Raw genomic sequence first — 25,992 nt, 5'->3', positions numbered from 1 at the left:
AATGCTTCAACAGCAGCCTGCATCGCTTTTTCCGCAAGCTCGCGGTTTGCCTTTGAAACACGGCCAACTACCTCTTCTTTATTAGAAGGATTGATTGATACAATTTTATCTTCAGTAGAAATGCGCTCTCCGCCAATTAAAAGATCATAATCCTGGCCCAAATAGCTTTCTACAGTTTGTAAACCCTTTAAATATGCTTCACGATTTTCATCTTCTTTAAAATTCGTGAATGGCTCATGCTTATAAGGTTGTACCATTTTTACCGCCTCCTGTGTGTACAAATATCAAACGCCAGATCGTAGCGCCCCGTCCCGTTATTATAAACCTGCTGGAGAAAGGTCTGCTATTCTCTTAAAACGTTTTCATCCAAACACTATATTAACACGAAAATAACATTATCTTCAAACATTCTCCGATGATGTTATATATTAACATCCATTGAGAGAAATGGCAGTTTCACTTAGAGGAATAAGGGGTTGATGATTCTTAGGGCAGATTTTGGATAAAACTGTTATATAAAAAATTCTATTGCTGTTATTCTTATTTTTTGGAAGGGGATATCATTTTTCCTAACTTCTTTATCTTTTTACAGCTATAACCTTTTTATGGAGACCCCTTATTCTTGCTACTCTTCCTATTGTGTCGCCATTCCTCTATGACGACCAATTTTCTCTAACTGCTTCAAATTTTGTCATCATGCCCGCAATCCTCTTTCCTAAAATTAAAAAAACCCAGAAGGTGCATCTTCTGCACTTCTGGGTACCCTGGTTCTATTGATAGATATGGACAAAAGGTTCGCTTTGGTCTGCTTTCCGGACTACTAGCGCTTCCGGTCCATTGACAGATGAAATATTCACCTGGACTGAGATGTATTCAGGGAAGTGTTTGACAACAAGCCCTGTTACATATTGCGTAAATCCAATCGCTTCTGCTTTTCCATAGAATTGGATTGGGATATCAATATTAACTTCCTGCAATTGGTCCTGAGCGTAGAAGGCTTTCCCTATAACTCCATTGAAGTTCGGGAAGTAGGTTTCTACATCCTGCTTAAAGTTAAGAAATGCCGTTAAATCATCACGATGATTTTTTTCAGCCGTGTTTGAAGGGAAAAGGACATATTTCTCGTTGACGTCTTCCCATCCGCCAAGCTTTGTGCTTCCTTTATCTGCCGTAGCGTATGTAAAGAAGCTTCCTGGTACCACCGAGGTTCTTGATTGCTGTTCAAACAAAGCAATGGTTACCGGCACATCTTTCAGGCCTTTGATTTGCCGTACTCTCTGCAGTACTTCTTCAGCTAGCTTTTTACCTTCTCGTTCAATGACATCTTGGTCAATCTTTGTTTCGAAAGTGGCACCATATTGTTCCTTTTGATAATAATGGACAGAGTTCATGGCAAGGCCAATGACAACACCGCCGAGCCCCACTTTCCCATCATCATTTTTCAGCAAATAGTTGTGTTCAAGAATATGAGCAAGGTAGATCGGACTTTTTTCATTGTTTTTCTCAATATCCCCGCTATCTGCGATCATCGGATTTAAGCCGATATTGTCTTCTGCCTTCATCTCCCGTTCCTTCAGCTGATCATCAGTGAATTTACGGTTTAGCCAAGCCTGGACTGTGCCTCTTTTTAGATACTGCCCTTCCTGGAATAAGTATTTATCAGGATCAAACGTGTTTTGCGCAACTCGCATAAGTCCTGTCTCAAATTCATTGATATCATACTTGGTGCTTACATTATTGACAACGAGACCTCTGGATTCACTTGGTTCAAAAGGCAGCAGTGTTCGATAATACTTGTCAGAAATTTTATAGTTCGGAATGATTGCCTTATCCTCTTCGTTCTTGTCTTCCTGAACAACTTCCTCCTGCTTATTAAAATTAGGCGCACAGCCTGCAAGCAGAAGGGTTAGAGATAAAGCAAGCATCATCAGTTTTTTCACGGAGCTTACACCCTCTTACTTATTTAATTCTTCAACCAGTCTCTCCTCGTTCCAAACATCTACTCCAAGCTCCTGGGCCTTCGTCAGTTTGGATCCAGCGTCTTCTCCGGCGATTACAACATCTGTTTTCTTGCTGACGCTTCCGGATACTTTGCCGCCAAGCGCCTCTATTTTTTCTTTTGCTTCATTCCGGCTCATTAATTCTAGCTTTCCTGTCAGAACCACTGTTTTTCCTGCAAAAAAACTATCCGAGTTTTCGGCTGAAACAGGCTTTGGCCCATTATAAACCATGTTGACCCCAGCTGCTTTCAGCTCCGCAATCAGTTCATGGGCTTCTTCCTGTTCAAAGAAGGAAACGATGGAATCAGCCATTTTTTCACCAATTTCATTGATAGCTGTTAAATTGTCCCGGGATGCTTTTTCAAGTGCTTCCATATGGCCAAACTCCTGGGCCAGCGTTTTGGCAGCCTTTGCGCCAACATGACGGATTCCCAGACCAAATAAAAGCTTTTCCAATGAGTTGCCCTTGGAGTTTTCAATTGCCTGAATGAGGTTATTAACTGACTTTTCACCCATCCTCTCAAGCTGGATGAGCTGTTCATACGTTAATTTATAGATATCTGCCACATCTTTAATCAGATTTTCGGCAAATAATTGGCTTATCACCTTTTCACCAAGGCCATCAATGTTCATGGCGTTGCGGGAAACAAAGTGAATTAGACCTTCCCTGATCTGGGCCGGGCACTTTGGATTAATGCAGCGCAATGCCACTTCACCATCAAGGCGGACCAGCTCGCTTTCACACTCAGGACAATGTGTCGGCATGTTAAAGTCCTGCTCCTCACCCGTTCTCCTGTCAGCCAGTACATTTACAACTTCAGGGATGATATCTCCTGCTTTTTTCACAACGACCTGATCGCCAATCTTAATATCTTTTTCGCGAATTAAATCTTCGTTGTGCAGTGACGCCCTTTGGACAGTCGTTCCGGCAACTCGGACAGGCTCCAGAAGTGCAGTTGGCGTAACTACGCCAGTTCGCCCCACACTTAATTCAATATCCCTTAATGTGGTAACAACCTCTTCTGCAGGAAATTTATAGGCAATGGCCCAGCGTGGGCTTTTTGCCGTAGTGCCGAGCTGCTCCTGTGTTTCCAGTGAATCGACTTTAATAACGATGCCATCAATATCATAAGGCAGATTTGGACGTTTGTCAGTCCATCCCTGTACATACTCAATGACTTCCTCGATGCTTTCACATCTTTTGCGTTCTTTATTCGTTTTAAATCCAAGGCTTTCCAGATAATCCAGACCTTCGCTATGGGATACAACGCCTGTATCCCCTACATTCGCTATGCCGTAGACAAAAATATCGAGATTACGCTTTGCTGCAAGACGCGGATCAAGCTGCCTTAATGAACCTGCTGCGGCATTCCTTGGATTTGCAAAAGGCTCTTCCCCATTTTCCTCTTTTGCTTTATTCAATTTCTCAAAAGAACTCCTTGGCATAAATGCCTCACCGCGGACTTCCATCGTTACACTCTCTTTCAGCCGAAGAGGGATGGAGCGAATGGTCTTTAAATTTGCTGTGATATTTTCACCAATGGAACCGTCCCCACGTGTGGCACCGAGAACAAAAAGTCCATCCTCATAACGGAGGGAGACAGCCAGTCCATCGATTTTCAATTCGCATACATAAGAAACATTTTGACCTGCACCTTGGCGGACACGGCGGTCAAAATCTCTTAGGTCCTGCTCACTGAAGGCATTGCCCAAACTGAGCATCTGTGACTGATGCTCCACCTTTTCAAACATATCAAGGATTTCCCCACCAACCCGCTGTGTGGGAGAATCCTCCGTTTTAAGCTCAGGAAATTGCTCTTCAAGCTCAATGAGGTCTCTCATCAGCCTATCGTATTCAGCATCTGGAACAGACGGCTGATCAAGAACATGGTACTCATAATTATACTGATTCAAAAGGTTGTGCAGATCTTTCACCTTTTTTTCTGCCAATTGAAGGTCCATACATTCAACCCTTTCTATAATCCTTTAAAAGATGCCTGGCAGGCTGCTCTAAGATTACGCCTTTGTAATCGGTGCAAATTTGGCCAGCAGACGTTTAATGCCAACTGGTTTCGGAAACGCAATATCCAGCTCTGTTCCTTCGCCGGAACCTTTTACACTGACAACTGTACCTGTACCCCATTTTCCGTGCTGGGCTTTGTCGCCGACTACCCAGGCAATTTCATCTCCGCCTGTATTCGATGCAGATGGACGAACCACCGCTTTCCGCTGAGGCTGTGCTCCTCTTGAAGCAGAAGGAGATCCAAACGGGGATGATCCAAATGGAGACGGCTTTTTAGCAGGTTCAAGCCCATCCAGCAATTCAGCCGGAATTTCTTTGATAAATCGGGATGGAGGATTCATATTCGTGCGTCCAAATAAAGTACGCATTTGTGCATTCGTAATGTAAAGCTCCTCTTCTGCCCGCGTGATTCCCACATAGGCAAGACGGCGCTCCTCTTCCATTTCCGATTCTTCCATTAGAGAACGGCTGTGCGGGAATACACCCTCTTCAAGACCTAGTAAAAAGACAACAGGGAACTCTAGCCCTTTTGCTGAGTGAAGTGTCATAAGAACAACTGATTCAGCTTTTTCACCATCATCATCCAATTTATCAATGTCAGCCACAAGAGCCAGATCAGTCAAAAATGCGATAAGCGATTTATCTTCGCTGGCTTCTTCAAAGTTTTTTGTAACAGACAGGAATTCATCAATGTTTTCCAGACGGCTCTGGGCTTCAATGGACTTCTCGGCAATAAGCATATCGCGGTAGCCTGATTTCTCCAGCAGCTCTTCCACAAGTTCTGTCACAGATAAGTATTCCTGCATTTGTGTATAGTTTTTAACCAAATCCCTGAATTCAATAGCCCCTTTTGTAATTTTCGGGCTCAGGCCAATCAGTTCAATGGACTCAAGAGCCTCAAACATGCTCATTTCGTGAAGCTGTGCAAAGTTGGCGATTTTATCAACCGAACCGGAGCCGATTCCGCGTTTTGGCACATTGATAACACGCTGAAGGCTTATATCATCATCCGGATTTGCAATCAGACGCAGGTAAGCAAGGATGTCCTTAATTTCTTTGCGGTCGTAGAACTTGATTCCGCCGACAATGGAGTATTCAATGTTCGACTTTAACAGCACTTCCTCCATTACACGGGACTGTGCGTTTGTGCGGTACAAGATAGCAATATCCGAAAAGCTTCGCTTGCCGCTGCTGATGTATTCTTTAATTTTGCCTGCAACAAACTGTGCTTCTCCCTGCTCGCTGTCGGCACGATAGTAGAAGATTTTATTGCCTTCTGCGTTTTCGGTCCAGAGGTTTTTTGGCTTTCTATTGAGGTTCTTGCTGATGACTTCGTTCGCAGCCAGCAGTATCCTTTTTGTTGAGCGGTAATTTTGTTCGAGCATAATAGTCTGTGCATTCGGATAATCCTTTTCAAAAGAAAGGATATTGGCTATGTCCGCACCGCGCCATTTATAGATGGACTGATCAGAGTCACCGACCACACACAGATTCTTAAAACGGCTTGCCAAAAGCTTTACCAGCATGTATTGCGCTCTGTTAGTATCCTGGTACTCATCCACATGAATGTACTGGAATTTGCGCTGATAATATTCAAGCACTTCCGGCACCCTCTGGAACAGCTGAATCGTAATCATAATAAGATCATCAAAATCAAGCGCCTGGTTGCGTCTAAGTCTCTTTTGGTACTCTGTATATACATCACTTGCAACCTGCTGAATATAATCTCCTGCTGTTTTCGCATACTCTTCAGGAGTAATCAATTCATTTTTTGCCGAACTGATGGACCCCAGGATAGCACGCGGATCAAATTTCTTTGGATCCAGGTTTTTATCCTTTAGGATTGATTTAATCACCGATTGCTGATCTGTTGAATCCAGAATCGTGAAATTGCGGTTATAGCCAATACGGTCAATATCTCTTCTTAAGATCCGCACGCACATGGAGTGGAACGTCGAAATCCAGATTTCATCTGCAGCTCCGCCCATCATATTATGAATTCGGTCACGCATTTCACGGGCTGCTTTGTTTGTAAATGTGATTGCCAGAATATTGTAGGGGTTCACACCCTTTTCCACCATTAAGTAAGCAATCCTGTGAGTAAGCACTCTTGTCTTTCCGCTTCCCGCTCCTGCCATTATAAGAAGGGGTCCGTCTGTTGTTTTTACCGCATTTTGCTGCTGCGGATTCAGTCCGTTCAATAATTTATCCGTTAAAAATTGCATTTCTTCTCTTCACCACCATAGAAACATATGTTCTTATATCTATTTTATCTTTTTTTTATCATCATCAGCAACTGAATTAGGCACGAACAGCTTCGACAGTGGCCAATGCAGCCTGCAGATCATCATAAATAACATTTCCGACCACAATTACGTCCGCATGCTCAGCCATTTCATTTGCCTGCTCTGCATTCATGATGCCGCCGCCGTAAAATAATACGGTTTCTTCAAGCGTATTTTTCACCTCTGCGACCACTTCAGCATCTCCGTACTTTCCGCTGTATTCAAGATAGAAGATTGGCAGGCTGAACATCTTTTCAGCCATCATGGCATATGCTCTTACCTCATCCAATGATAAATCTGTCCGTGAATTGGTAACGTGTGCCGCTTTACATTCTTCATTCAGGATGCAATAACCCTGAACTAAAACCTCTTCCCAATTCATGATATCCCCATATTCTTTTACAGCCTCCTGATGAAGGCCTGTAACCCACTTCACGTCCCGGCTGTTAAGGACTGTCGGGATAAAGTATAAGTCAAAGCCCGGGGTAATTGAATCAATGGTTGAAACCTCCAGCACACAAGGGACTGTATATCGGCGGATGCGTGCCATTAAATCCAGCACCTTTTCCAGCGTTACTCCGTCCGTCCCGCCCACAATAATCGCGTCTGTTCCAGACTCACAAATCATTTCCAGGTTTTCATCTGATATATTTTTATCCGGATCGAGCTTAAAAGCGTGGCTCCATTCGCGAACATCATACATGCAAAATTGCCTCCATTCTATCATTCCATTTCATCATTATATCATTTAAGATTGGGAATAAAAAAGAAAAGCAGGAAGTCTTTATAAGGTGGAAAAAATTAATAGGGGAACCAAAGAAAAAAACCGTGGGAACTGCCCCATCGGTTTAAGCAATACGAATATTTACGCTTTTTCAGGTTCTTCTTCTTTGATTCTTTCCAGTGCCATTTCATAGGCATCATTTCCATAGTTGAGGCATCGTTTCACACGGGAAATGGTTGCCGTGCTTGCGCCCGTATCTGTTTCAATTTTATGATACGTTTTGCCTTCACGAAGCATGCGTGCCACTTCCAGACGCTGAGCCAGGGACTGTATTTCATTTACTGTGCATAAGTCGTCAAAGAAGCGATAACACTCTTCCAGGTCTTTTAAAGATAAAACCGACTTAAATAACTGATCCAGTTCTTTGCCTCTTAGCTTATCAATTTGCATATATTTGCATTCCCCTTTATTGTAATAGAATTTTAAAATCGTTATTGTTTAATTTCGAAGGAAACCGTTTGCTCAAGGCCCGGGCTTGATGGAACGATGTTGATCCATGTCTTTCCTGGCACCAGGCCAGCCTGTTTGCCATTCATGACCGGAAGAATTCGCCCGTCAATGTTTTCCCATTCTACTTCTGTCACTTTCCCTTTTTGCAGGAGATATCCTTTTCCCCCAGAAGTTAAGTTAATATCACGGCGACCCGCGCTGTCAACCACTTTGTGGTCTGCTTCTGCGATGAAAATGTTATCAAGCAATACAGGTTCACCGGATTTATAATCAGCTGTAAGTTCGCCATTGGAATATCTTTTGTATTTCTCCAGTCCCTCATCATACTCATAGATGACATTGAATAGTTCATTGTCCAAATAGGAGATCATGGCCGAGGCTGCATCCTCACCCTGAATAGCCTTTGCATCTTCCTTCGACAGAAAAGCTAGAGATTCCGGTTCGTCCTCCATCGCATAATTTCTTTCTTCTGCACCCTTCAGCACACTTTCGAATGAAATATAGGAATTATGAGGAGCCTGGCGGAAGCTTTCCCGTTTAAACAATGTACCGTCATACTGCATTCCATTCAGATTATCAATATAGCCCTGATCCAGCAATTCTTTGGCTTCCGGGCTATAGCCGTGGGCAATGTAGAGGCTGTCATAGCCTTTAGCCAGCTCAATATAATAATCTCTTGAACTTCTGACAGGCCCTATCATTTCAGGCTGCTCACTTTGAAAAATAGCAAGAAAACGGGTCACGTCCCCTTCTGCCAGCAATTCGTAGACGATATCAGCCTGGTTAAGCCCGGATTGCGGACGGGCTTTTGGATGATTATTGATCATCACCGCTACAGCCCTTCCATCCACCTCAGCCTCCGACCCGAAGCCTGTGAGGGGATAGTGAAATGGAAGTTCTTTTTCAGAGCTGACCCCTTTTGTGGCCTCTTCCGTTTTTTCCGTATCTTGTTTTTCAGGCTCTTCAGCTTTTTCTTTGCTGCAGCCAGAGACTAAAAGCATTGCCGCTGCTGATACAGCTATCCATCTTTTTAGCATTTAGCACCCCTGTGTTTTTTGCTTTGATGCAGGTTCTATGTTAGCTCTACTGAGCAGTTTTTATCTATATATATATAGCATCACTTTTATATTTTAACGCATTATCGTTGGAAAGAGTACCGTTTTATTCATTACATCATACATTCCCTGCTGAGTAATCCTGATATAAGGCAGATGCGTTGAAGAGAAAAAGAGCAGCGTATACATCGGATCTTCATGTCTATAGCCTTGATCACGCAAATAATGAACAAGCTGTTTTTCTTCCTCCATTAATTCCTCCACATTTTTATGGGACATCACACCCTTTAAGCGGAGTTCCATCTCCTGGACAATTCTTCCCCCTTCTGATATGACAATGCCTCCGCCAATTTCTTTCAGCCGGTTAAAAGCATTCAGCATTTCCTGTTTGCTTTTTCCAATTAAGATAATGTCACCGGTATTGGAAAAAGAACTTGCCATTCCATCCAGGCTTTTCGAGAACCCTTTTAATATCGTATTTATCCGCCAGTGTCCATTCTGGTCAACAAGCATGAAGAAACATTCATCATGATCTTTCTCCAGTTCTTCGGATGATACATCAATCGTGATGGAATAGGGCTTCGTAATAACCGCATTCTCCAGTTTTATCCCGAAAGGCATGGAGAATTGCATATCATCAGCGGTCAGTTCCCAATCAATATCCAGCGGTTCGAAGCCGTATTCTCCCCATTCTACAGGCTTATAGGCGTGCAGGTTTTCACCGTCTCTTTTTACCCACTCCCCTTTGGCAATAACTGATAATGGAGTTGGTTCCTTTTCATCTGACAGGAAATTAATATTAGCCACCCTTCCTGTCGCAATCGAGCCATGCAAATAATCGATTCCATAATGACGGGCCACATTAATGGTAGCCATATTATATGCATCGATAACCGGCACTCCTTTATCAATGGCGATGCGGATCATATGGTCAATAATTCCCTGTTCATAGAAGGAGGAAAAGGAACCGTCTGTTGTGAAGATCATCCGATCATATTGATCAATGCCGATTTCATGCATCTCGTCCAATAAAACCGGCAGATCGGGACGGATGGAAGAATATCTGAGAGATACGGTATATCCCTGTAAAAGACGATTATATATATCCTTTCCCGTCATCGACTCATGGTCGCAATCAGCACCAAGCAGCATGAGCTTTGCCAGCGTTTTTTCGGATGCCCCCGGAAAATGGCCTTCGATCTTTTTCCTCATCCGCTTAGTCTCCTGAATCCAATGAAGCATCATATCATCGCCATCCAAAAGCTTCGGCCAGCCTGTGAGCTCTCCTCCCTGAAGCACAGCATCATGCTCAAGCCATGATTTAACGTTCCCATGCGAAAAAACGGATTCTTCATGCTGAATTTCCGTTTGTGCATCAAATCGGCACCACCAATAGGTTGTTGCAGGCATGTTTCTCATTTCCTTCAGGAAAGAAAACGCTTTCTTTTTATCCTGCTGTAAAGCAAGCACCATATTGTCATTAATCAAGGTTGTTGTACCAAACTGCGATGCATAGCTCGCCAGGGAAAGGGGATTATATAATTGAAATGGATGGGCATGCGGCTCAATATATCCAGGAACCAGCTTGAGTCCCGTACAATCAACGACCTCACACTGTTCTATTTTTTCCGGCAGCTTTTCGCCCACATAAACAATACGGTCGCCATAAATCCATATATTTGCTGTTATCCATTTGCGAAGTGCCTGATTAAGATAACGGGCGTTCTTTAGTAATATCGTCGGTGACAGTTTTCCGTCCAATACGGAAACATGTTCACGCAAGTGCCTGTTTTTCCAACGGTAACGCTGTTCCAGCACCATACTCCCTCCCTTGTTGATATCTATATATAAAAGACTCGATTTTTAGAATAAAATCAATGTGTGAAATGGCTTTAAATCAATAAAGAAAGCCCTTTCATTCATCTTGTTGTTCTATAGTAACATATTTCACTGTTTAACGCATTAAAGAATAAGTAAAAGATTGTAAAAAATTTGTGAAAGTGGTGAAAACGATGAATGTAAAACCAAATATCGGCATTGTAAATGCCTTAATACGCATAACAGTCGGATTAACTGTCTTAGCCTGGAGCACTTCAAAGCTTGTGAAAAGACCTTGGCGGGATTCTTATCTCATGATGGCTATGCTGGGCGGCATGAAGGTGGCAGAGGGAATTGTCCGCTTTTGCCCTTTGACAGCTCTTTTTGAAAGAGGCCAGGACATGGCTCAGGAAAAGCGAAAGCAGGAAGGCAATCACAATAATGATGAGGCTGTTGAGGAAATTCTCCCGTATAATCCATCTTAAGAATAGCGGAAGCGCCTTGCCCACCCCCGACAAGCACAAGACGATCCCCCGGAAAGGCCTCCTTTGCCTTTTTTGGGAGGATTGGCTTGTGACCTCGAGGGGGCAGGTGCTGGAGCTAGACAGTTCTCGAAGTGCAAAGATATAAATTCATTGTTAAAAAATCCAGCTCCCTATATGGGGGCTGGAAGAATGAAAGGAGCTGACAATATGTTTTGGGAATACGTAATGGATATGACGTTCGTCCTGGCAGCAATAATCGGAAGCATTGTAGCACTCCTGTTTGTGTATATCCGGAAGACTAAGAAAGGACGTGCGCGATAGCTTTATCGGCAATATCCTTGCGGTAGAATACGCCTTCACATTGAAGATTTTCAAGTTCGGAATATACCTTTTGCTGTGCTTCTTTCAGAGTAGGAGCTTTAGCGCCTGCCAGCAGCACGCGGCCTCCATTTGTCACATACTCACCTGAGCTGTTTCTATCAGTGCCGGCATGGAAGACGGAGACATCCGTAAGCGATTGAAGCCCATTCAGAACAGCTCCTTTTTCATAAGCTTCAGGGTAGCCTTTAGAAGCAGCAACCACTCCGACGATTACTTCCTTATCCCACTCGATTTCAGGCTGTTCCCCTTTTAGGACTGCCAGCATTACTCCCGCCAGATCCGACTTCATGCGGGGTAAAATCACCTGTGTTTCAGGATCTCCAAAACGGGCATTAAATTCAATTACCTTCGGGCCTGCTGGTGTTTTAATCAGACCTGCATACAGGATACCGGTAAAACTTCGGCCTTCCTGAACCATTGCTTTGGCTGCCGGCTTCAAAACATGTTCAACAGCTGCTGCAACTGTTTCTTCACCAATATGCGGTACCGGAGAATAAGCCCCCATTCCGCCAGTATTCGGTCCCTGGTCTCCATCATAGGCACGCTTGTGGTCCTGGGCAATTTCAAGCGGAATCACCTTTTCTCCGTTCACAAACGCCATTAAGGAAAATTCTTCGCCTTCAAGGAATTCTTCAATTACAACGGTTGAAGAAGCTTGGCCAAACTTTTCATTTAATAATAGTTCCTCAATCCCGTCCAATGCTTCCTGCATAGTCATGGCCACTATTACGCCTTTTCCGGCTGCAAGGCCATCTGCTTTCAGAACAATGGGAGCGCCTTTTGCTTCAATATAGGCTTTCGCTTCTTCATAGTTGCTGAATACCCCATATTCGGCAGTGGGGATAGCATATTTCTTCATAAGTGCTTTGGCAAAGGACTTGCTGCCTTCAATTTCGGCTGCTGCTTTTCTCGGTCCAAATACCTTTAACCCGGCTTCTTCAAATCGGTCAGCCAGCCCCTCAAGCAGCGGTACTTCCGGCCCGATCACAGTCAATTCAATTTCATTATCCTGAGCAAACTGCACAAGTTTTTCCTGTTCATGTTCCTGGATGGCAACCAGCTGAGCTGAATCTTCCATTCCGGGATTTCCTGGAGCAGCAAAAACCTGTTTCACTGAAGGGCTTTGATTCATCTTCCAGCAAATTGCATGCTCTCGGCCGCCTCTTCCTAAAACCAATACCTTCATTACGCCCACCTCCGTAAAAATGTCAGCTATAATAGCAAGGCCTCTGATCGAGGCGCTTCCGCTTTTCGTTTAATGTTTAAAATGACGTACGCCTGTAAAGACCATTGCAATTCCATACTCATCAGCCTTTTTGATGGAATCCTCATCACGGATTGAGCCTCCCGGCTGGATGATGGCTGAAATGCCTGCTTTGGCTGCCGCTTCAACCGTATCGTTCATTGGGAAAAAAGCATCGGATGCCATAACCGCTCCGTTCGTTTTTTCACCGGCCTGCTCAAGCGCAATTTTGGCAGAGCCTACGCGGTTCATCTGCCCGGCACCGACTCCAAGAGTCATGTTTGCATCATTTACGACAATGGCATTTGATTTCACATGCTTTACAACTTTCCAGCCCAGCTTCAACGCTTTCCACTCTTCTTCTGTTGGCTCTCTCTTGGTCGCAACTTTTACTTCCGCATTATCAAGGGTGAATAAATCATATTCCTGCGTCAGCAATCCGCCTTCAATAGCGGACAATCTCATCTCCGCTTTCTTTTTGCCATCAAAAGGAATTGTCAGCAGGCGCAGATTCTTTTTCCCTTTTAAAATCTCAAGCGCTTCGTTTGAGAAGGAAGGTGCAATGATGATTTCAAGGAAGATTTCATATAGCTTTTTCGCTGTCTCAGCGTCTACTTCCCTGTTCAGGGCAATAATGCCGCCAAAAATAGATACAGGGTCCGCCTCAAAAGCTTTTGAAAAAGCTTCGAATACATTTTCCCCAGTCCCCACTCCGCAAGGATTCATATGCTTAACAGCAACTGCTGCAGGCTCTGAGAATTCTTTTACGATTTGGAGAGCTGCATCAGCATCATTGATATTGTTGTAGGATAATTCCTTGCCGTGAAGCTGTTCAGCGTTAGCAATCGAAAATTCAGAACCAAGCGGCTTGCGGTAAAAAGCAGCCTTTTGATGAGGGTTCTCCCCATATCTCAATGTTTGCTTCAGTTCATACGTAACCGTTAATTTTTCAGGTGTTTCTTCATTTGCCAAATCTGTCATATATTCAGCGATCATTGCATCATAGGCAGCAGTATGGCGGAAAACCTTTGCAGCAAGTCTGCGGCGGGTTTCCTTTTGGACCTCTCCGGTTTCTTTTAGCTGTGAAAGAACTGTTTCATAATCGGCCGGATCCACCACAACCGTTACATAGTCATGGTTTTTGGAGGAGGCACGCAGCATGGCCGGGCCGCCGATATCAATATTCTCTATCGCATCCTCTACTTTCACATCTGGCTTAGCGATTGTTTGCTGGAACGGGTACAAATTCACGCACACAACCTGGATAGGCGTGATCCCATGCTCCTCTAGCTGCTGTTTATGGCCTGGTTCGCCATGCTTTGCCAGCAGCCCGCCATGAATCATTGGATTTAATGTTTTTACACGCCCTTCCAAAATCTCCGGAAAGCCTGTCACATCACTTACTCCGATAACGGGGACTCCACTCTCTTCCAGCGCTTTTTTTGTACCGCCTGTTGAGATAATTTCAAACCCCAGTTCGCTTAACTGCTGGGCAAATTCTGTTATGCCATTTTTATCGGAAACACTGATTAATGCACGTTTCTTCATGTTCGCTCCCCCTGACTCTGTTGAATGAAACACTTTAGTTCTCTAACATTTTAGCATAGAAAAGATTTTGCAAAACCTGCGGATAAAGTTTGTGCTCGACTTCATGTATCTTCTTCTGAAGGCTATCCAGCGTTTCACCGGAATTTATATCAACTGGCGCTTGAGCAATAATCGGCCCAGTATCCATGCCTTCATCAACAAAATGGACCGTTACACCGCTTACCTTCACATTGGCAGATAACGCCTGGCCAATAGCATCCTTACCAGGAAAAGCAGGAAGAAGAGAAGGATGAATATTAATAATCCTGCCTTCAAACTCTTTCAAAAGCGTCGGGCCGATCAGTCTCATGTAGCCTGCGAGAATAATATACTCGGCGCCGCTCTCCTTCAGCCTTTGCAAAATCGCTCTTTCATACTCTGCTTTGCCAGCATAGTCTTTTGCTGAAAAAACAAACTGCGGAACTTGTTCGTTTTGTGCACGCTGGGTGCTGTATGCACCTGGCCGATCACAGACAAACAAGACGATCTCAGCCTGCAAATCACCTTTTTTTACAGCATCGGCAATTGCCTGAAAGTTCGTTCCGCTTCCGGAAGCAAACACTGCGATTTTTTTCATGACTTCCTCCAAGTTACAGAATTTCAATTCCTTCCTTATCCGTCACTGTCCCCATTAGATAGGCTTTTTCTCCAATTTCATTAAAATAGGTGATCAGTTCATCAGCATTTTCTTTATCCGCTGCAATCACCATGCCTGTTCCCATATTAAAAATGTTGTACATTTCTTTGCGTTCCAATCCGCCGATCTTCTCCATAACCGTGAACACAGGAGGCACTTCCCAATTGTTTTCATTAAGCTGGGCGCCAAGGCCTTCAGGCAGCATGCGGGGGATGTTTTCAATAAATCCTCCGCCGGTAATATGCGCCATGCCCTTCAGCTTGAATTGCTTCATAGCTGATAGAAGCGGCTTTACATAAATTTTCGTAGGGCGAAGCAGCTCCTCCCCTAAAGTGCAGCCAAATTCTTCTACATGATCTGTTAAGGACAAATTCGCTTTTTCAAAAAACAGCTTTCTGACAAGTGAGTAGCCATTGCTGTGAATTCCGCTGGATGCAAGGCCAATCAGTACATCTCCGGCTTTAATATCGGAACCATTAATCAGGCTGGATTTTTCACAGGCACCGACCGCAAAGCCGGCAAGGTCATATTCTTCCTCACTGTACATGCCAGGCATCTCAGCTGTTTCACCGCCTACGAGGGCGCATCCTGCCTGTTCGCAGCCATCCGCAATTCCTTTCACAATCGCTTCAATCCGTTCAGGCGCCGCTTTTCCACAGGCGATATAATCCAAGAAATAAAGAGGTTCTGCTCCCTGTACGACAATATCATTTACACACATTGCGACCGCATCAATCCCAATCGTGTCATGCTTATCCATCATAAAAGCAAGCATCAGTTTCGTGCCGACACCATCTGTACCAGATACTAAAACCGGCTCCTTCAGGTTTAGTTCAGATAGATCGAACATGCCGCCAAATCCGCCCAAACCGCCGAGCACACCAGGACGAATCGTCTTCTGTACGTGCTTTTTCATGCGGGAAACTGCTTCATAGCCAGCTTCGATATCTACTCCGGCCTGTTTATATGCATTTGCCATCTGTTTTTCACCCCATATTAGAAAAGCGCAAGCGCCTTGTTCACCCTCGGCAAGCATAAGACGAGCCTCTCAAGAAGGCGTTCTTTGCCTTCTGGGAGTGGTGGCTTATGACCTCGAGGGGGCAGGCGCTGGAGCTAGACAGTATCGTATTTCAAAGTTATTTTCTTAATCATTTAAAGGCCGATTCTTCAACTTATCGGCCAAATTAGTACTTTTAACGGCCAAAAATCACGTTTTATCGGCCAATTCCCCATATTTATCAGCCAAACTTAGCAGTTTATCAGCCAACTTATGTTATACCTTTTCATAAGGATGCAAAGTACTTGGATAAATCTCCGTCGGATACTGGCCTGTAAAGCATGCCAGACATTGTCCGTCTTTTCGGCCGATTGCTTTGACCATGCCCTCTGTACTTAAAAAGGTAAGTGTGTCCGCACCAATGATTTCTCTTATTTCCTCAACAGAATGATTGCCGGCAATCAATTCTTCTTTTGTCGATGTATCGATTCCATAGAAGCATGGATTTTTAATTGGCGGTGAACTGATAAGCACATGCACTTCTGTAGCTCCCGCTTCTTTCAGCATTGTTACGATCCGTCTGCTTGTTGTTCCGCGGACGATCGAATCATCCACCATAATGACTCTCTTGCCTTCTACAACTCCGCGTACCGGAGACAGCTTCATTTTTACGCCTTGCTCACGCAGTGACTGTGATGGCTGGATAAAAGTCCGGCCAACATAGCGGTTTTTTATCAAGCCCATCTCATATGGAATGCCTGAAGCTTCAGCATAGCCGATCGCGACAGAGATGCTCGAGTCAGGTACGCCTGTAACGACATCCCCTTCAATGGGCGCCTCAAAAGCAAGCTGCTTCCCAAGATTTTTCCGGGCTGTATGAACGTTGATCCCGTTGATATTGCTGTCTGGACGGGAAAAGTAAACATATTCCATCGTGCACATAGCGATATTAGAGGCCATTGCAAACATCTCAGAACGGAATCCATTGTCGTCAATGATCAGCAGTTCTCCTGGCAGAATATCGCGGATATACTCTGCACCTACAACATCAAAAGCACATGTTTCAGACGCAACTACATAAGCATCGCCGATTTTGCCAAGTGAGAGCGGCCTCATGCCGTTCGGATCCAGCGCAACCATCAGTTCTGTTTCGGTCATAATCAGAAAAGCATAAGCTCCTTTAATCATGGATAAAGCATTTTTGACTCGGTCTTTTAGGGAAGAGAAGCCTGCACGCTTAATTAAGTGAGCCAGCACCTCTGTATCCGAGCTCGTTTGAAAAATGCTTCCTTGTCCTTCAAGCTGATGCTTCAATGCAGTCGCATTCACCAGGTTTCCGTTATGGCAAAGCGCAAGACTTCCGCTTTGTGAGTTGAATAGCAGAGGCTGGACATTTTCATATCCGCCCCCGCCGGCAGTCGCATAGCGCACATGTCCGATTGCTGCTTTTCCTTCCAGTTCCTTCATGGCATCTGTTGTGAAAATTTCCGTTACTAGCCCCTCACCTTTAATGCCTTTCAGCTTTTTGCCATCGGTAACAACCATTCCTGTGCCTTCCTGGCCGCGGTGCTGCAGACTATGAAGCCCGTAATACGTGATCTGGGAAGCATCCTGGTGCCCCCAGATTCCAAAAACACCGCACTCTTCATTCAGTCCTCTTATTTCAGCAAGCATGGGATAGCCCCTTTCCAGGCCTGCTTTAGAACGTCAACCTGTTCGGCAAGCAATTGGCCCTCTTCATTGGAGATATAAAGTATAGGTGCTTCTGTTACTTCACCGATTAGTGTCGCGTCTACTAAACTTTCAAATGCTTCCTGGTTTTCTTTTTTTACAGATAGCAAGAAACGGGATTGTGATTCACTGAATAAAGCTGATGTCGCATTTCCTTTTACCTTGATATCCGCTCCCAGACCTTTTGAACCAATCAGGCTTTCCGCAGCTGCTACTGCTAAACCGCCTTCTGCCACATCATGGGCAGATGCTGCAAGTCCCGAACGGATGGCTTTTAAAATTTGCTGCTGTGCCTTTTCTTCTTTTTCGAGATCAAGTTCAGGCGCTTTTCCGAAAATCTTGCCGTATGTCATCTTCTGCAGTTCACTGCCGCCGAACTCATCCTTTGTTTCGCCAACCAGATAAATAAGATCACCAGCTGCTTTAAATGATTGTGTTGTCACATGATCAATGTCATCTACAAGCCCAACCATTCCAATGACAGGTGTTGGGTAGATAGCTGTTCCATTTGTTTCGTTATATAAAGAGACGTTTCCGCCGATAACTGGCGTATTTAAAGTGCGGCATGCTTCACTGATTCCATCTGCCGCTTTTTCGATTTGCCAGAAGATTTCAGGTTTCTCCGGGTTTCCGAAGTTCAGATTATCTGTTATCGCCAATGGCTGACCGCCGGAGCAAATGATATTTCTTGCTGCTTCTGCCACTGCAATTTTTCCGCCTGTTTCAGGATCAAGATACATGTAACGTGAATTACAGTCTGTCGTCATGGCCAATCCTTTGCGGGTGCCGCGGATGCGAATGACCGCAGCATCTGATCCAGGCGACACTACTGTATTCGTGCGGACCATATAGTCGTACTGGTCATAAACCCATTCCTTGCTTGCTATTGTCGGCTGCTGAAGGAGCTTTACCAATGTTTCTTTATAATCTTCAACCGCAGGAACTTCATTTTCCATTACCTGAAATTCGCGGAAATATTCAGGCTCGTTTGATGGCTTATGATAAACTGGCGCATCCTCTGCAAGCGCATCTACCGGCAGCTCTGCTACCACTTCTCCCTGATGAGTCAGTCGGAGCATTTTATCATCGGTTACCCTGCCGACAGATACTGCTTCCAGGCCATATTTGGAAAATAAATCAACGATCTCCTGCTCGCGTCCTTTTTTCACGACAATCAGCATTCTCTCCTGAGACTCGGAAAGCATCATCTCATATGCAGTCATGCCTGTTTCCCTTTGAGGAACAAGGTCAAGATTCATTTCAATTCCTGACCCCGCTTTGCTGGCCATCTCAGCAGAAGAGCTTGTCAGACCGGCAGCTCCCATATCCTGAATGCCGACAAGTGCGTCAGACTGGACCAGTTCAAGACATGCCTCTAGCAGAAGCTTTTCCATGAATGGATCGCCAACCTGGACAGCCGGGCGTTTTGATTCTGATTGGTCTGTTAGTTCTTCAGATGCAAAAGTAGCACCATGGATCCCGTCACGGCCAGTTTTTGCACCGACATACATGACTGTATTGCCTACTCCATGGGCCTGGCCTTTTTTAATGTCCTTATGGTCGATTAAGCCGACACACATCGCGTTTACAAGCGGATTTCCTTCATAGGAAGCATCAAACTGCACTTCTCCCCCAACTGTTGGAATGCCGATGCAGTTTCCGTAACCTGCAATGCCTGCGACTACTTCTTTAAAAAGGTACCGTACACGAGGAGTATCCAATTCTCCAAAGCGTAAAGAGTTGAGGAGCGCGACCGGTCTTGCTCCCATTGAAAATACATCGCGGATAATCCCGCCGACACCTGTTGCTGCCCCCTGGTAAGGCTCGATTGCAGACGGGTGGTTATGGCTTTCAATTTTAAAAACAACTGCTTGCCCATCGCCGATATCAACAATTCCAGCTCCTTCCCCTGGTCCCTGAAGTACTTTCTCTCCTGTTGTCGGAAATTTGCTTAACACGGGCTTTGAGTTTTTATAGCTGCAATGCTCTGACCACATAACCGAAAACAAACCGATTTCTGTGTAATTTGGCAAACGCCCGATAATCTTTTCAATCATCGCAAATTCGTCATCAGACAAACCCATTTCTTTGTATACCTTCTGTGTCTTTAACTGTTCCGGACTTGGCTCAAGCATTAACGACATGTGCTTCCCTCCATTGTTTTACGATTGATTGAAAAAGTTTCAGGCCATCTGCTCCCCCTAAAAGCTCATCAACAGCTCTTTCAGGGTGCGGCATCATGCCGAGTACATTTCCTTTTTCATTGACAATGCCTGCGATGTTTTCCAGGCTGCCATTTGGATTCGTTCCATTGTAAGTAAAAACGATTTGGTTATTTTTCTTCAATTCAGCTAAAACAGCTTCATCACAATAATAGTTTCCTTCACCATGGGCAATCGGAATATTGATTACTTCATCCTTCTCATATGCAGATGAAAACATGGTCTCATTGTTTTCAACCTTTAGCTCCACTGTGCGGCATATGAATTTCAAGCTATCGTTTCTTCTCATTGCCCCAGGCAAAAGACCAGCTTCAAGAAGGATTTGAAATCCATTGCAGACGCCCAGGATTGGCTTTCCTGCTTCAGCCGCTTTCACAACTTCTTTCATGACATTACTGAAGCGTGCGACAGCACCCGAACGGAGATAATCTCCGTAAGAGAAACCGCCGGGAAGAAGAATTCCGTCATATTCGTCTAAGCTTTCCGCGTCATGCCAGACATATTCGGCTTCCGCTCCAAGCTCATCCTTTACTGCATGGTACATATCGATGTCACAATTGGACCCTGGAAATACGATCACTGCAAACTTCACTGAGCAACAGCCTCCTCAATTTCAAAGCGGTAATCTTCAATCACTACATTAGCCAATAAGCGCTCACACATTTCCTTTACAGCGTCTTCAACAGGACGGTCGCTTTTTTCCACTGTCAGTTCCATGTATTTTCCAATGCGCACATCAGACACTTCGCTGTAGTTCATGGAATGCAGAGAATTTTTTACAACTGTTCCTTGAGGATCTAGAACACTTTCTCTTAATGTGACGAAAACTTTTACTTTGTACATACTGTTTGGCCTCCCAGTCGCGCTAAAATATTTTCATAAGCATCTGTTAAATTTCCAAGGTCTCTGCGGAAAACATCTTTATCCAGCTTTTCATTTGTTTCAATATCCCAAAGCCTGCAAGTATCTGGCGAAATCTCATCAGCCAGGAGAATTTGGCCTGATTCATCTTTACCAAACTCAAGCTTAAAATCTACTAATTTAATGCCGAGGTCTTTGAAAAAATCTCTTAAAATAGCATTAACCTGAAGTGCCTTTTCCTGTAAAATGGCTACTTCCTGCTTATCAGCCAGATGAAGAACATCAATATGATCCTCTGTCAGCAGCGGATCACCGAGCTCGTCATCTTTGTAGTAGAACTCCACAATCGACCTCGACAATTCTTTCCCTTCTACAACTCCCAATCTCTTAGAAAAGCTCCCCGCCGCAACGTTGCGGACCACTGTTTCGAGCGGAATGATATCCACCTTTTTAACAAGCTGCTCAGTCTCTGAAAGTTTTTCAATAAAGTGAGATTCTATTCCCAGGTCATGAAGCTTTGAAAAAAGCAAACTCGTAATCTCGTTATTCAAACGGCCCTTGCCGCTGATGCTTGCCTTTTTCTCACCATTAAAGGCTGTTGCAGAATCTTTGTATTCAATCCAGACGACATTTTCATCGTTTGTTTGATAAACCTTTTTGGCTTTGCCTTCGTATAACAATTCTCCTTTTTCCATAGCGGAGAGCCTCCCTTATTTAAATAGCACATGGCTTTCTAGACGCGGTTATTAAGAAGATTGGGAATTTTCCCGATAATAAAGAGGTAAAGACTGCTCTTTACCTCTTTATTTTTTTATAAACCAAGACGGTCAAAAATGGTATCCACATGCTTGATGTGGTAGTTATAGTCAAAGCAGTCATCTATTTCTGCTTCGGTTAGCTTTGATGTAATAGTTTCGTCCTGCTCGATCAGGCTGCGAAATTGCACCTGTTTTTCCCATGCTTCCATGGCCCGCGGCTGGACAGTATCATAGGCCTCTTCACGAGTCATGCCCTTGTCAATCAAGGCCAGAAGAACACGCTGAGAGTAAATCAGCCCTAACGTACGGTCCATATTGCGTTTCATGTTCTCAGGGAAGACTGTTAGATTTTTCACGATATTTCCAAAGCGGTTCAGCATATAGTTCAGCGCAATCGTTGCGTCAGGCAGGATGATTCTTTCAGCTGATGAGTGGGAAATATCACGCTCATGCCATAATGCCACATTTTCATACGCAGTCATCATATAGCCGCGGATCACTCTTGCCATTCCAGTCATATTTTCTGAACCAATCGGGTTGCGTTTGTGCGGCATTGCTGAAGATCCCTTTTGGCCTTTCGCGAAGAACTCTTCCACTTCACGCGTTTCGCTTTTTTGCAGGCCGCGGACCTCTGTCGCAAATTTTTCAATTGAAGTGGCTACCAGCGCTAGCGCCCCCATATAATGAGCATGTCGGTCACGCTGAAGTGTTTGTGTTGAAATTGGCGCTGGCTGGATGCCCAGTTTTTCACACACATATTTTTCAACGAACGGATCGATGTTTGCATATGTTCCAACTGCACCTGAGATTTTACCGAATTCCACACCAGCAGCTGCTTCCTTAAAGCGGTCAAGATTACGCTTCATTTCTTCATACCATAGTGCAAGCTTTAAACCGAATGTAGTCGGCTCAGCATGCACCCCGTGCGTGCGGCCCATCATTACTGTATGCTTGTGTTCCTGAGCTTTGTTTTTCAGGATTTCCACAAAGCGTTCGATATCTTTTAGAAGAATATCATTTGCCTGCTTGATTAAGTAGGAAAGAGCCGTATCAACCACATCTGTGGAAGTAAGCCCGTAATGAACCCATTTGCGCTCCTCACCAAGCGTTTCAGATACCGCGCGGGTAAAAGCGACCACATCATGTCGTGTTTCCTCTTCGATTTCTTTAATGCGGTCAATATTAAAAGAAGCATTCTCGCGGATTTTCTGAACATCCTCTTTCGGAATATCTCCTAATTCAGCCCAAGCTTCACAAGCAAGAATTTCTACCTCAAGCCAAGCCTGAAAGCGGTTCTCTTCTGTCCATATAGCTCCCATTTCCGGTCTCGTATAGCGTTCAATCATGTTTTATCCTCCGATCTGTTCCTTCACAGGGGTCCAAATGCCGCTTTTTTCTGCTTCTTCAAGTGCCTCTTCGGCTGAGTTCCGCAAAAGCGTGACATGGCCCATCTTGCGTTTATATTTGGCATCCTTTTTTCCGTACAAGTGAATCTTCCAGTCATCCAATTCAGGTATTTTCTTAATTAAAGGCTCCTGGTGCTCTCCTAGTATGTTAACCATAACAGCCGGTTTTAATAGTTCCGTGCTGCCAAGCGGCCAATTGCAAACCGCACGGATGTGCTGTTCAAACTGGGAGGTTTCGCAAGCTTCAATCGAATAATGGCCTGAGTTATGCGGACGAGGCGCAAGCTCGTTAATGTAAATCTGTCCGTCTTGTGTGAGAAACATTTCGACTGCCAATGTACCGACAAGGCTTAAAGCTTCTGCCAGCAGGTTTGCTGCATTTACAGCCCTGTCCTCGGCATCAGCTGTGATCATAGCCGGCACAATTGTCTGGTGCAGAATGTTTTCTTTATGGATATTTTCCCCGACTGGAAATACTGCTTTTTCTCCCGAGATATTCCGGCAGATAATAACTGATATTTCCTTTTCGAATGGAATCCATTTTTCAAGGACGCACACGCCATTCTCAAGAAGCTGTGCAGCTTTATTAATATCCTGCCCGCTCTTTATCACAACTTGTCCTTTTCCGTCATATCCGCCTCTGGATGTCTTTAATACTGCTGGATAGCCAAGCTTTTCTATATTATCATAAATATCTTTTTCAGTAGTAATGACCTCATAGGGCGCTACCTCACAGCCGGCTTTTTGGATGGCTGCTTTTTCCTTTGTCCGGTCCTGCGTGATCTCGAGCAGCTCGCTCCCCTGTGGGACATACGCATTTGCACATAGCCACCCGAGAGCTTCCGCACTGATATTTTCAAATTCATATGTCACAACGTCACTGACGTCAGCTAACTCTTTTATAGAATCTAAATGATCATATTCACCAATGATTTTAATATCCGCAACCTGGCCGCAAGGAGAGTCTTCTGCTGGATCCAAGACGGCAATCCTGAAGCCATTTGCTTTTGCAGCCAGAGCCATCATTCTCCCAAGCTGTCCCCCGCCAATAATTCCAATTGTTTGTCCAGGTAAAATTGTTTTATTAGACAAGTTCATCACTGCTTTCTAGTACTTCCTGTTTTGTTTTATCTCTTTTTGACTGAAGACGTTCTGCAATGGCTGTATCAAAAGCGCCAAGTATTTGTGCTGCCAGCAATCCGGCGTTAGTGGCTCCTGCTTTTCCAATCGCAACGGTTGCAACCGGGACGCCGCCGGGCATCTGAACAATGGACAGCAATGAATCCAGTCCGTTTAGAGCTTTTGATTGCACTGGTACTCCGATGACAGGAAGTGTCGTTTTCGCTGCTACCATTCCAGGCAGGTGTGCCGCTCCGCCTGCACCCGCAATAATTACCTTAATCCCTCTGTCTCTTGCCTGCTCAGCATATTCAAACATAAGATCTGGAGTCCGATGCGCTGAAACAACCTTTTTTTCAAAAGGGATTTCAAGCTCTTCCAGAATTCCGCAAGCGTGCTTCATTGTCTCCCAATCCGATTTGCTTCCCATAATGACTGCTGCTTGTGCGCTCATTCTTTCTCCTCCAAATCTCCCAATATAAAAAACCCGCACAGACCCTTCTCTTAATATGAGAGAAAGTAATCTGTCCGGGCTAAAAAGAACCGTAAGAAAGACACCTGCAAACGGCAGGAACCATTCCTTCTACATGCCGGGCATATCAGCTTTCCCTCATAGTCCAGCAATTTACGGTTGCCGGGTAGAAACTTATGGGCCCTATTCCCATTATTATACGAGGGGTTTATTCACGTTTTATTAACTACCACCATATTAACAACATACCTGATACTCTGTCAATTGAAAAATCGAACAATACTAAAAGTCAGACAATTAATGTTCGTGTTTTAATCTTCTGCCCGTTTTGCTTCAAAAACGATCTGCCTTCCAGCAGGTTCATAATCGACTTTACCGCCCTTCTTAACTTCTTTAAAAATAGGCTTCTCAGTCCTTCTAACAGGTATATATCCTGCCTTTTGTATCCTTTCCAGACACTGGTCAATCGTTTCGTTTTCCTGTACCTCAAACACCATTTTGTTCTTGGTTTTACTCATTGGGATAACTTTCCTCTCTTAACAGATTTCACCCAGAAGCCGCCATGAATCGTTTTTGGCTCATAAGCAATGATGAAGGCCTTAGGATCCAGCTCTTTAATCGTCTGATAAAGTTTCAATTCATATTTTCTCGGTGTCAGGATCTGAAGGGCCATCCGATCGCCTTCAAGTCCATTTGCAGCCCAGTTTGTGACACCATAACCCTTATCTCTTAAGGCTTTTGGAAGGTCCCTGTCATATTCCTTTGTAATTACATTTACAGTAATATAGCCAAGAGCAAGCTTCTCTTCAATTTTCATGCCGACAATAACGCCAATTCCATAACCGACTGCATAAGCAATCAGATTTTGTATTTCATTTAGGTTATCAAGCACAAGCCCCAGTCCAATTACATAAATGACAACTTCAATTGTGCTTATAAAAGCTGCAAGGTACCGCTGCCCCTTTAGCGTCAGAATCATCCTGATGGTAAAAAATGATACATATACAATATTAATGATCAAAATAATAGCGACCATAATAAAACTGTTTTCCAGCAATGAAAGCGTCCTCCTTTATGGGGGATTTAAAGGCATATGGGTGACCTCTCCCCATTAAGTCACTATTGTACAAAAGAAATTAGCGTTTGATAACCTTTTTTCGCAAATTGGATTCTTTAGGAATAGGTTATCCTTTTTTGAGTGGGATGAAACGGCTGAATTATGCCCGGTTGAAGCAGCTATATTAAGGAGAAAGGTTCTAAAGATTTTTATCTAACAGATTTTGGAGACTACCTGGCATGTATTGGGTTTTATCAAACATGGTTGTAAGTTCTCACATTTGGCACAATTCCTCTTTGGTAAGAACAGATTTAACACATAAAACAGGCAGTGAAATAAGAATTGGCACATATAATTGAATTCTGGCACATATACGAATGAAAGGGACGCATATATATGCCAAAGTATGGCATAACACGAAAAAGTGAAGCATATATGTATTTTCAATTAAAAAGAAGAGTAAATAAGATTTTTGGATTCAATATATCATCCAAACATACGAAAAAAGAGCACCCATCAGGTGCTCTTTCATATGCCCGGCAGCGTCCTACTCTCACAGGGGGACAGCCCCCAACTACCATCGGCGCTGAGAAGCTTAACTTCCGTGTTCGGTATGGGAAC

The 25,992-nt window shown here is 44.2% G+C and carries 23 protein-coding genes, 1 rRNA gene, 1 pseudogene and 1 riboswitch; of the genes and pseudogenes, 2 read left to right on the top strand and 23 right to left on the bottom strand.

Going from position 1 to position 25,992, the window contains the following annotated elements; genetic code table 11:
- The 8 genes and pseudogenes from DFO72_RS27595 to DFO72_RS27560 all read right to left on the bottom strand — a co-directional run.
- Positions 1-257, bottom strand: a pseudogene (locus tag DFO72_RS27595) (L-glutamate gamma-semialdehyde dehydrogenase); the annotation flags it as partial.
- Positions 258-770: 513 nt separating this feature from the next.
- Entirely contained in the window at positions 771-1,940 is a 1,170-nt protein-coding gene (locus tag DFO72_RS27590) for a CamS family sex pheromone protein (protein ID WP_113885631.1), read from the bottom strand.
- A gap of 15 nt (positions 1,941-1,955) precedes the next feature.
- Positions 1,956-3,962: an NAD-dependent DNA ligase LigA gene (gene ligA / locus DFO72_RS27585; RefSeq protein ID WP_113885630.1), complete on the bottom strand. Its 2,007-nt coding sequence runs from the start codon at positions 3,960-3,962 to the stop codon at positions 1,956-1,958.
- 54 nt (positions 3,963-4,016) lie between these two features.
- Positions 4,017-6,248, bottom strand: coding sequence for a DNA helicase PcrA (pcrA, locus tag DFO72_RS27580; protein WP_113885629.1), 2,232 nt, complete (start codon positions 6,246-6,248; stop codon positions 4,017-4,019).
- Positions 6,249-6,324: 76 nt separating this feature from the next.
- Entirely contained in the window at positions 6,325-7,011 is a 687-nt protein-coding gene (locus DFO72_RS27575) for a heptaprenylglyceryl phosphate synthase (protein ID WP_113885628.1), read from the bottom strand.
- 162 nt (positions 7,012-7,173) lie between these two features.
- Positions 7,174-7,482 (bottom strand): YerC/YecD family TrpR-related protein, encoded by a 309-nt coding sequence (locus DFO72_RS27570; RefSeq protein WP_009336752.1) that lies wholly within the window; start codon positions 7,480-7,482, stop codon positions 7,174-7,176.
- A 41-nt stretch (positions 7,483-7,523) separates the two neighbouring features.
- Positions 7,524-8,579 carry a DUF3048 domain-containing protein gene (locus DFO72_RS27565; RefSeq protein WP_113885627.1) on the bottom strand — a complete coding sequence of 352 codons (1,056 nt, stop codon included), beginning with the start codon at positions 8,577-8,579 and terminating at the stop codon, positions 7,524-7,526.
- A gap of 93 nt (positions 8,580-8,672) precedes the next feature.
- A complete protein-coding gene (locus tag DFO72_RS27560; protein ID WP_181782438.1) occupies positions 8,673-10,415 on the bottom strand; it encodes an adenine deaminase C-terminal domain-containing protein in 1,743 nt (580 codons plus the stop codon).
- 194 nt (positions 10,416-10,609) lie between these two features.
- Between DFO72_RS27560 and DFO72_RS27555 the strand changes: the two genes are divergently transcribed.
- Together DFO72_RS27555 and DFO72_RS30505 are read left to right on the top strand one after the other, a co-directional pair.
- Positions 10,610-10,900 carry a YgaP family membrane protein gene (locus tag DFO72_RS27555; RefSeq protein WP_113885625.1) on the top strand — a complete coding sequence of 97 codons (291 nt, stop codon included), beginning with the start codon at positions 10,610-10,612 and terminating at the stop codon, positions 10,898-10,900.
- Between the two features lie 189 nt (positions 10,901-11,089).
- Positions 11,090-11,221: an EYxxD motif small membrane protein gene (locus DFO72_RS30505; protein ID WP_258549847.1), complete on the top strand. Its 132-nt coding sequence runs from the start codon at positions 11,090-11,092 to the stop codon at positions 11,219-11,221.
- On the opposite strand, the gene purD is transcribed toward DFO72_RS30505, so the two are convergent.
- From purD to rrf, 15 genes are all read right to left on the bottom strand, one after another.
- Complete coding sequence (purD, locus tag DFO72_RS27550; protein WP_113885623.1) at positions 11,199-12,467, bottom strand: phosphoribosylamine--glycine ligase; 1,269 nt, start codon at positions 12,465-12,467, stop codon at positions 11,199-11,201. The two genes, DFO72_RS30505 and purD, sit on opposite strands and share 23 nt — an antisense overlap.
- Positions 12,468-12,536: 69 nt before the next feature.
- Complete coding sequence (gene purH / locus DFO72_RS27545; protein ID WP_113885622.1) at positions 12,537-14,072, bottom strand: bifunctional phosphoribosylaminoimidazolecarboxamide formyltransferase/IMP cyclohydrolase; 1,536 nt, start codon at positions 14,070-14,072, stop codon at positions 12,537-12,539.
- A 34-nt stretch (positions 14,073-14,106) separates the two neighbouring features.
- The gene (gene purN, locus DFO72_RS27540; RefSeq protein WP_113885621.1) at positions 14,107-14,688 is read right to left on the bottom strand and encodes a phosphoribosylglycinamide formyltransferase; all 582 of its coding nucleotides are present in this window, start codon (positions 14,686-14,688) and stop codon (positions 14,107-14,109) included.
- A gap of 13 nt (positions 14,689-14,701) precedes the next feature.
- A complete protein-coding gene (purM, locus tag DFO72_RS27535) occupies positions 14,702-15,727 on the bottom strand; it encodes a phosphoribosylformylglycinamidine cyclo-ligase (RefSeq protein WP_113885633.1) in 1,026 nt (341 codons plus the stop codon).
- Positions 15,728-16,021: 294 nt separating this feature from the next.
- The gene (gene purF, locus DFO72_RS27530) at positions 16,022-17,419 is read right to left on the bottom strand and encodes an amidophosphoribosyltransferase (RefSeq protein WP_113885620.1); all 1,398 of its coding nucleotides are present in this window, start codon (positions 17,417-17,419) and stop codon (positions 16,022-16,024) included.
- The gene (purL, locus tag DFO72_RS27525) at positions 17,404-19,620 is read right to left on the bottom strand and encodes a phosphoribosylformylglycinamidine synthase subunit PurL (protein WP_113885619.1); all 2,217 of its coding nucleotides are present in this window, start codon (positions 19,618-19,620) and stop codon (positions 17,404-17,406) included. The genes purF and purL overlap by 16 nt, the downstream gene beginning before the upstream one ends.
- Positions 19,604-20,290: a phosphoribosylformylglycinamidine synthase subunit PurQ gene (gene purQ, locus DFO72_RS27520; RefSeq protein ID WP_113885618.1), complete on the bottom strand. Its 687-nt coding sequence runs from the start codon at positions 20,288-20,290 to the stop codon at positions 19,604-19,606. The genes purL and purQ overlap by 17 nt, the downstream gene beginning before the upstream one ends.
- Positions 20,287-20,541 carry a phosphoribosylformylglycinamidine synthase subunit PurS gene (purS, locus tag DFO72_RS27515; protein ID WP_113885617.1) on the bottom strand — a complete coding sequence of 85 codons (255 nt, stop codon included), beginning with the start codon at positions 20,539-20,541 and terminating at the stop codon, positions 20,287-20,289. The genes purQ and purS overlap by 4 nt, the downstream gene beginning before the upstream one ends.
- Positions 20,529-21,254 carry a phosphoribosylaminoimidazolesuccinocarboxamide synthase gene (gene purC, locus DFO72_RS27510; protein WP_113885616.1) on the bottom strand — a complete coding sequence of 242 codons (726 nt, stop codon included), beginning with the start codon at positions 21,252-21,254 and terminating at the stop codon, positions 20,529-20,531. Before purC ends, purS begins: the two co-directional genes overlap by 13 nt.
- A 116-nt stretch (positions 21,255-21,370) precedes the next feature.
- Entirely contained in the window at positions 21,371-22,663 is a 1,293-nt protein-coding gene (purB, locus tag DFO72_RS27505) for an adenylosuccinate lyase (protein ID WP_113885615.1), read from the bottom strand.
- Between the two features lie 3 nt (positions 22,664-22,666).
- Positions 22,667-23,821 (bottom strand): 5-(carboxyamino)imidazole ribonucleotide synthase, encoded by a 1,155-nt coding sequence (purK, locus tag DFO72_RS27500; protein WP_181782436.1) that lies wholly within the window; start codon positions 23,819-23,821, stop codon positions 22,667-22,669.
- A complete protein-coding gene (gene purE / locus DFO72_RS27495) occupies positions 23,808-24,296 on the bottom strand; it encodes a 5-(carboxyamino)imidazole ribonucleotide mutase (protein WP_113885613.1) in 489 nt (162 codons plus the stop codon). Before purE ends, purK begins: the two co-directional genes overlap by 14 nt.
- Positions 24,297-24,435: 139 nt before the next feature.
- Positions 24,436-24,537: riboswitch (purine riboswitch) on the bottom strand.
- Between the two features lie 88 nt (positions 24,538-24,625).
- Positions 24,626-24,832 carry an NETI motif-containing protein gene (locus tag DFO72_RS27485; protein ID WP_113885612.1) on the bottom strand — a complete coding sequence of 69 codons (207 nt, stop codon included), beginning with the start codon at positions 24,830-24,832 and terminating at the stop codon, positions 24,626-24,628.
- Positions 24,829-25,371, bottom strand: coding sequence for a DUF2179 domain-containing protein (locus DFO72_RS27480; protein WP_053433027.1), 543 nt, complete (start codon positions 25,369-25,371; stop codon positions 24,829-24,831). The genes DFO72_RS27485 and DFO72_RS27480 overlap by 4 nt, the downstream gene beginning before the upstream one ends.
- A 534-nt stretch (positions 25,372-25,905) precedes the next feature.
- Positions 25,906-25,992: ribosomal RNA gene (gene rrf / locus DFO72_RS27475) — 5S ribosomal RNA — on the bottom strand; the annotation flags it as partial.

Origin of the sequence: Cytobacillus oceanisediminis (genome assembly GCF_004366035.1) — a bacterium.
GTDB classification, from domain to species: Bacteria; Bacillota; Bacilli; order Bacillales; family Cytobacillaceae; genus Cytobacillus; species Cytobacillus oceanisediminis_C.
This window is presented reverse-complemented; position numbering and strand designations above follow the sequence as displayed.

Excerpts from the sequence above, each read along its gene's own strand:
- ligA (WP_113885630.1), bottom strand. The coding sequence starts at position 3,962 with ATGGACCTTCAATTGGCAGAAAAAAAGGTGAAAGATCTGCACAACCTT.
- pcrA (WP_113885629.1), bottom strand. The coding sequence starts at position 6,248 with ATGCAATTTTTAACGGATAAATTATTGAACGGACTGAATCCGCAGCAG.
- DFO72_RS27575 (WP_113885628.1), bottom strand. The coding sequence starts at position 7,011 with ATGTATGATGTTCGCGAATGGAGCCACGCTTTTAAGCTCGATCCGGAT.
- DFO72_RS27570 (WP_009336752.1), bottom strand. The coding sequence starts at position 7,482 with ATGCAAATTGATAAGCTAAGAGGCAAAGAACTGGATCAGTTATTTAAG.
- DFO72_RS27565 (WP_113885627.1), bottom strand. The coding sequence starts at position 8,579 with ATGCTAAAAAGATGGATAGCTGTATCAGCAGCGGCAATGCTTTTAGTC.
- DFO72_RS27555 (WP_113885625.1), top strand. The coding sequence starts at position 10,610 with ATGAATGTAAAACCAAATATCGGCATTGTAAATGCCTTAATACGCATA.
- DFO72_RS30505 (WP_258549847.1), top strand. The coding sequence starts at position 11,090 with ATGAAAGGAGCTGACAATATGTTTTGGGAATACGTAATGGATATGACG.
- purD (WP_113885623.1), bottom strand. The coding sequence starts at position 12,467 with ATGAAGGTATTGGTTTTAGGAAGAGGCGGCCGAGAGCATGCAATTTGC.
- purH (WP_113885622.1), bottom strand. The coding sequence starts at position 14,072 with ATGAAGAAACGTGCATTAATCAGTGTTTCCGATAAAAATGGCATAACA.
- purN (WP_113885621.1), bottom strand. The coding sequence starts at position 14,688 with ATGAAAAAAATCGCAGTGTTTGCTTCCGGAAGCGGAACGAACTTTCAG.
- purM (WP_113885633.1), bottom strand. The coding sequence starts at position 15,727 with ATGGCAAATGCATATAAACAGGCCGGAGTAGATATCGAAGCTGGCTAT.
- purF (WP_113885620.1), bottom strand. The coding sequence starts at position 17,419 with ATGCTTGCTGAAATAAGAGGACTGAATGAAGAGTGCGGTGTTTTTGGA.
- purL (WP_113885619.1), bottom strand. The coding sequence starts at position 19,620 with ATGTCGTTAATGCTTGAGCCAAGTCCGGAACAGTTAAAGACACAGAAG.
- purS (WP_113885617.1), bottom strand. The coding sequence starts at position 20,541 with ATGTACAAAGTAAAAGTTTTCGTCACATTAAGAGAAAGTGTTCTAGAT.
- purC (WP_113885616.1), bottom strand. The coding sequence starts at position 21,254 with ATGGAAAAAGGAGAATTGTTATACGAAGGCAAAGCCAAAAAGGTTTAT.
- purB (WP_113885615.1), bottom strand. The coding sequence starts at position 22,663 with ATGATTGAACGCTATACGAGACCGGAAATGGGAGCTATATGGACAGAA.
- purK (WP_181782436.1), bottom strand. The coding sequence starts at position 23,821 with ATGAACTTGTCTAATAAAACAATTTTACCTGGACAAACAATTGGAATT.
- purE (WP_113885613.1), bottom strand. The coding sequence starts at position 24,296 with ATGAGCGCACAAGCAGCAGTCATTATGGGAAGCAAATCGGATTGGGAG.
- DFO72_RS27485 (WP_113885612.1), bottom strand. The coding sequence starts at position 24,832 with ATGAGTAAAACCAAGAACAAAATGGTGTTTGAGGTACAGGAAAACGAA.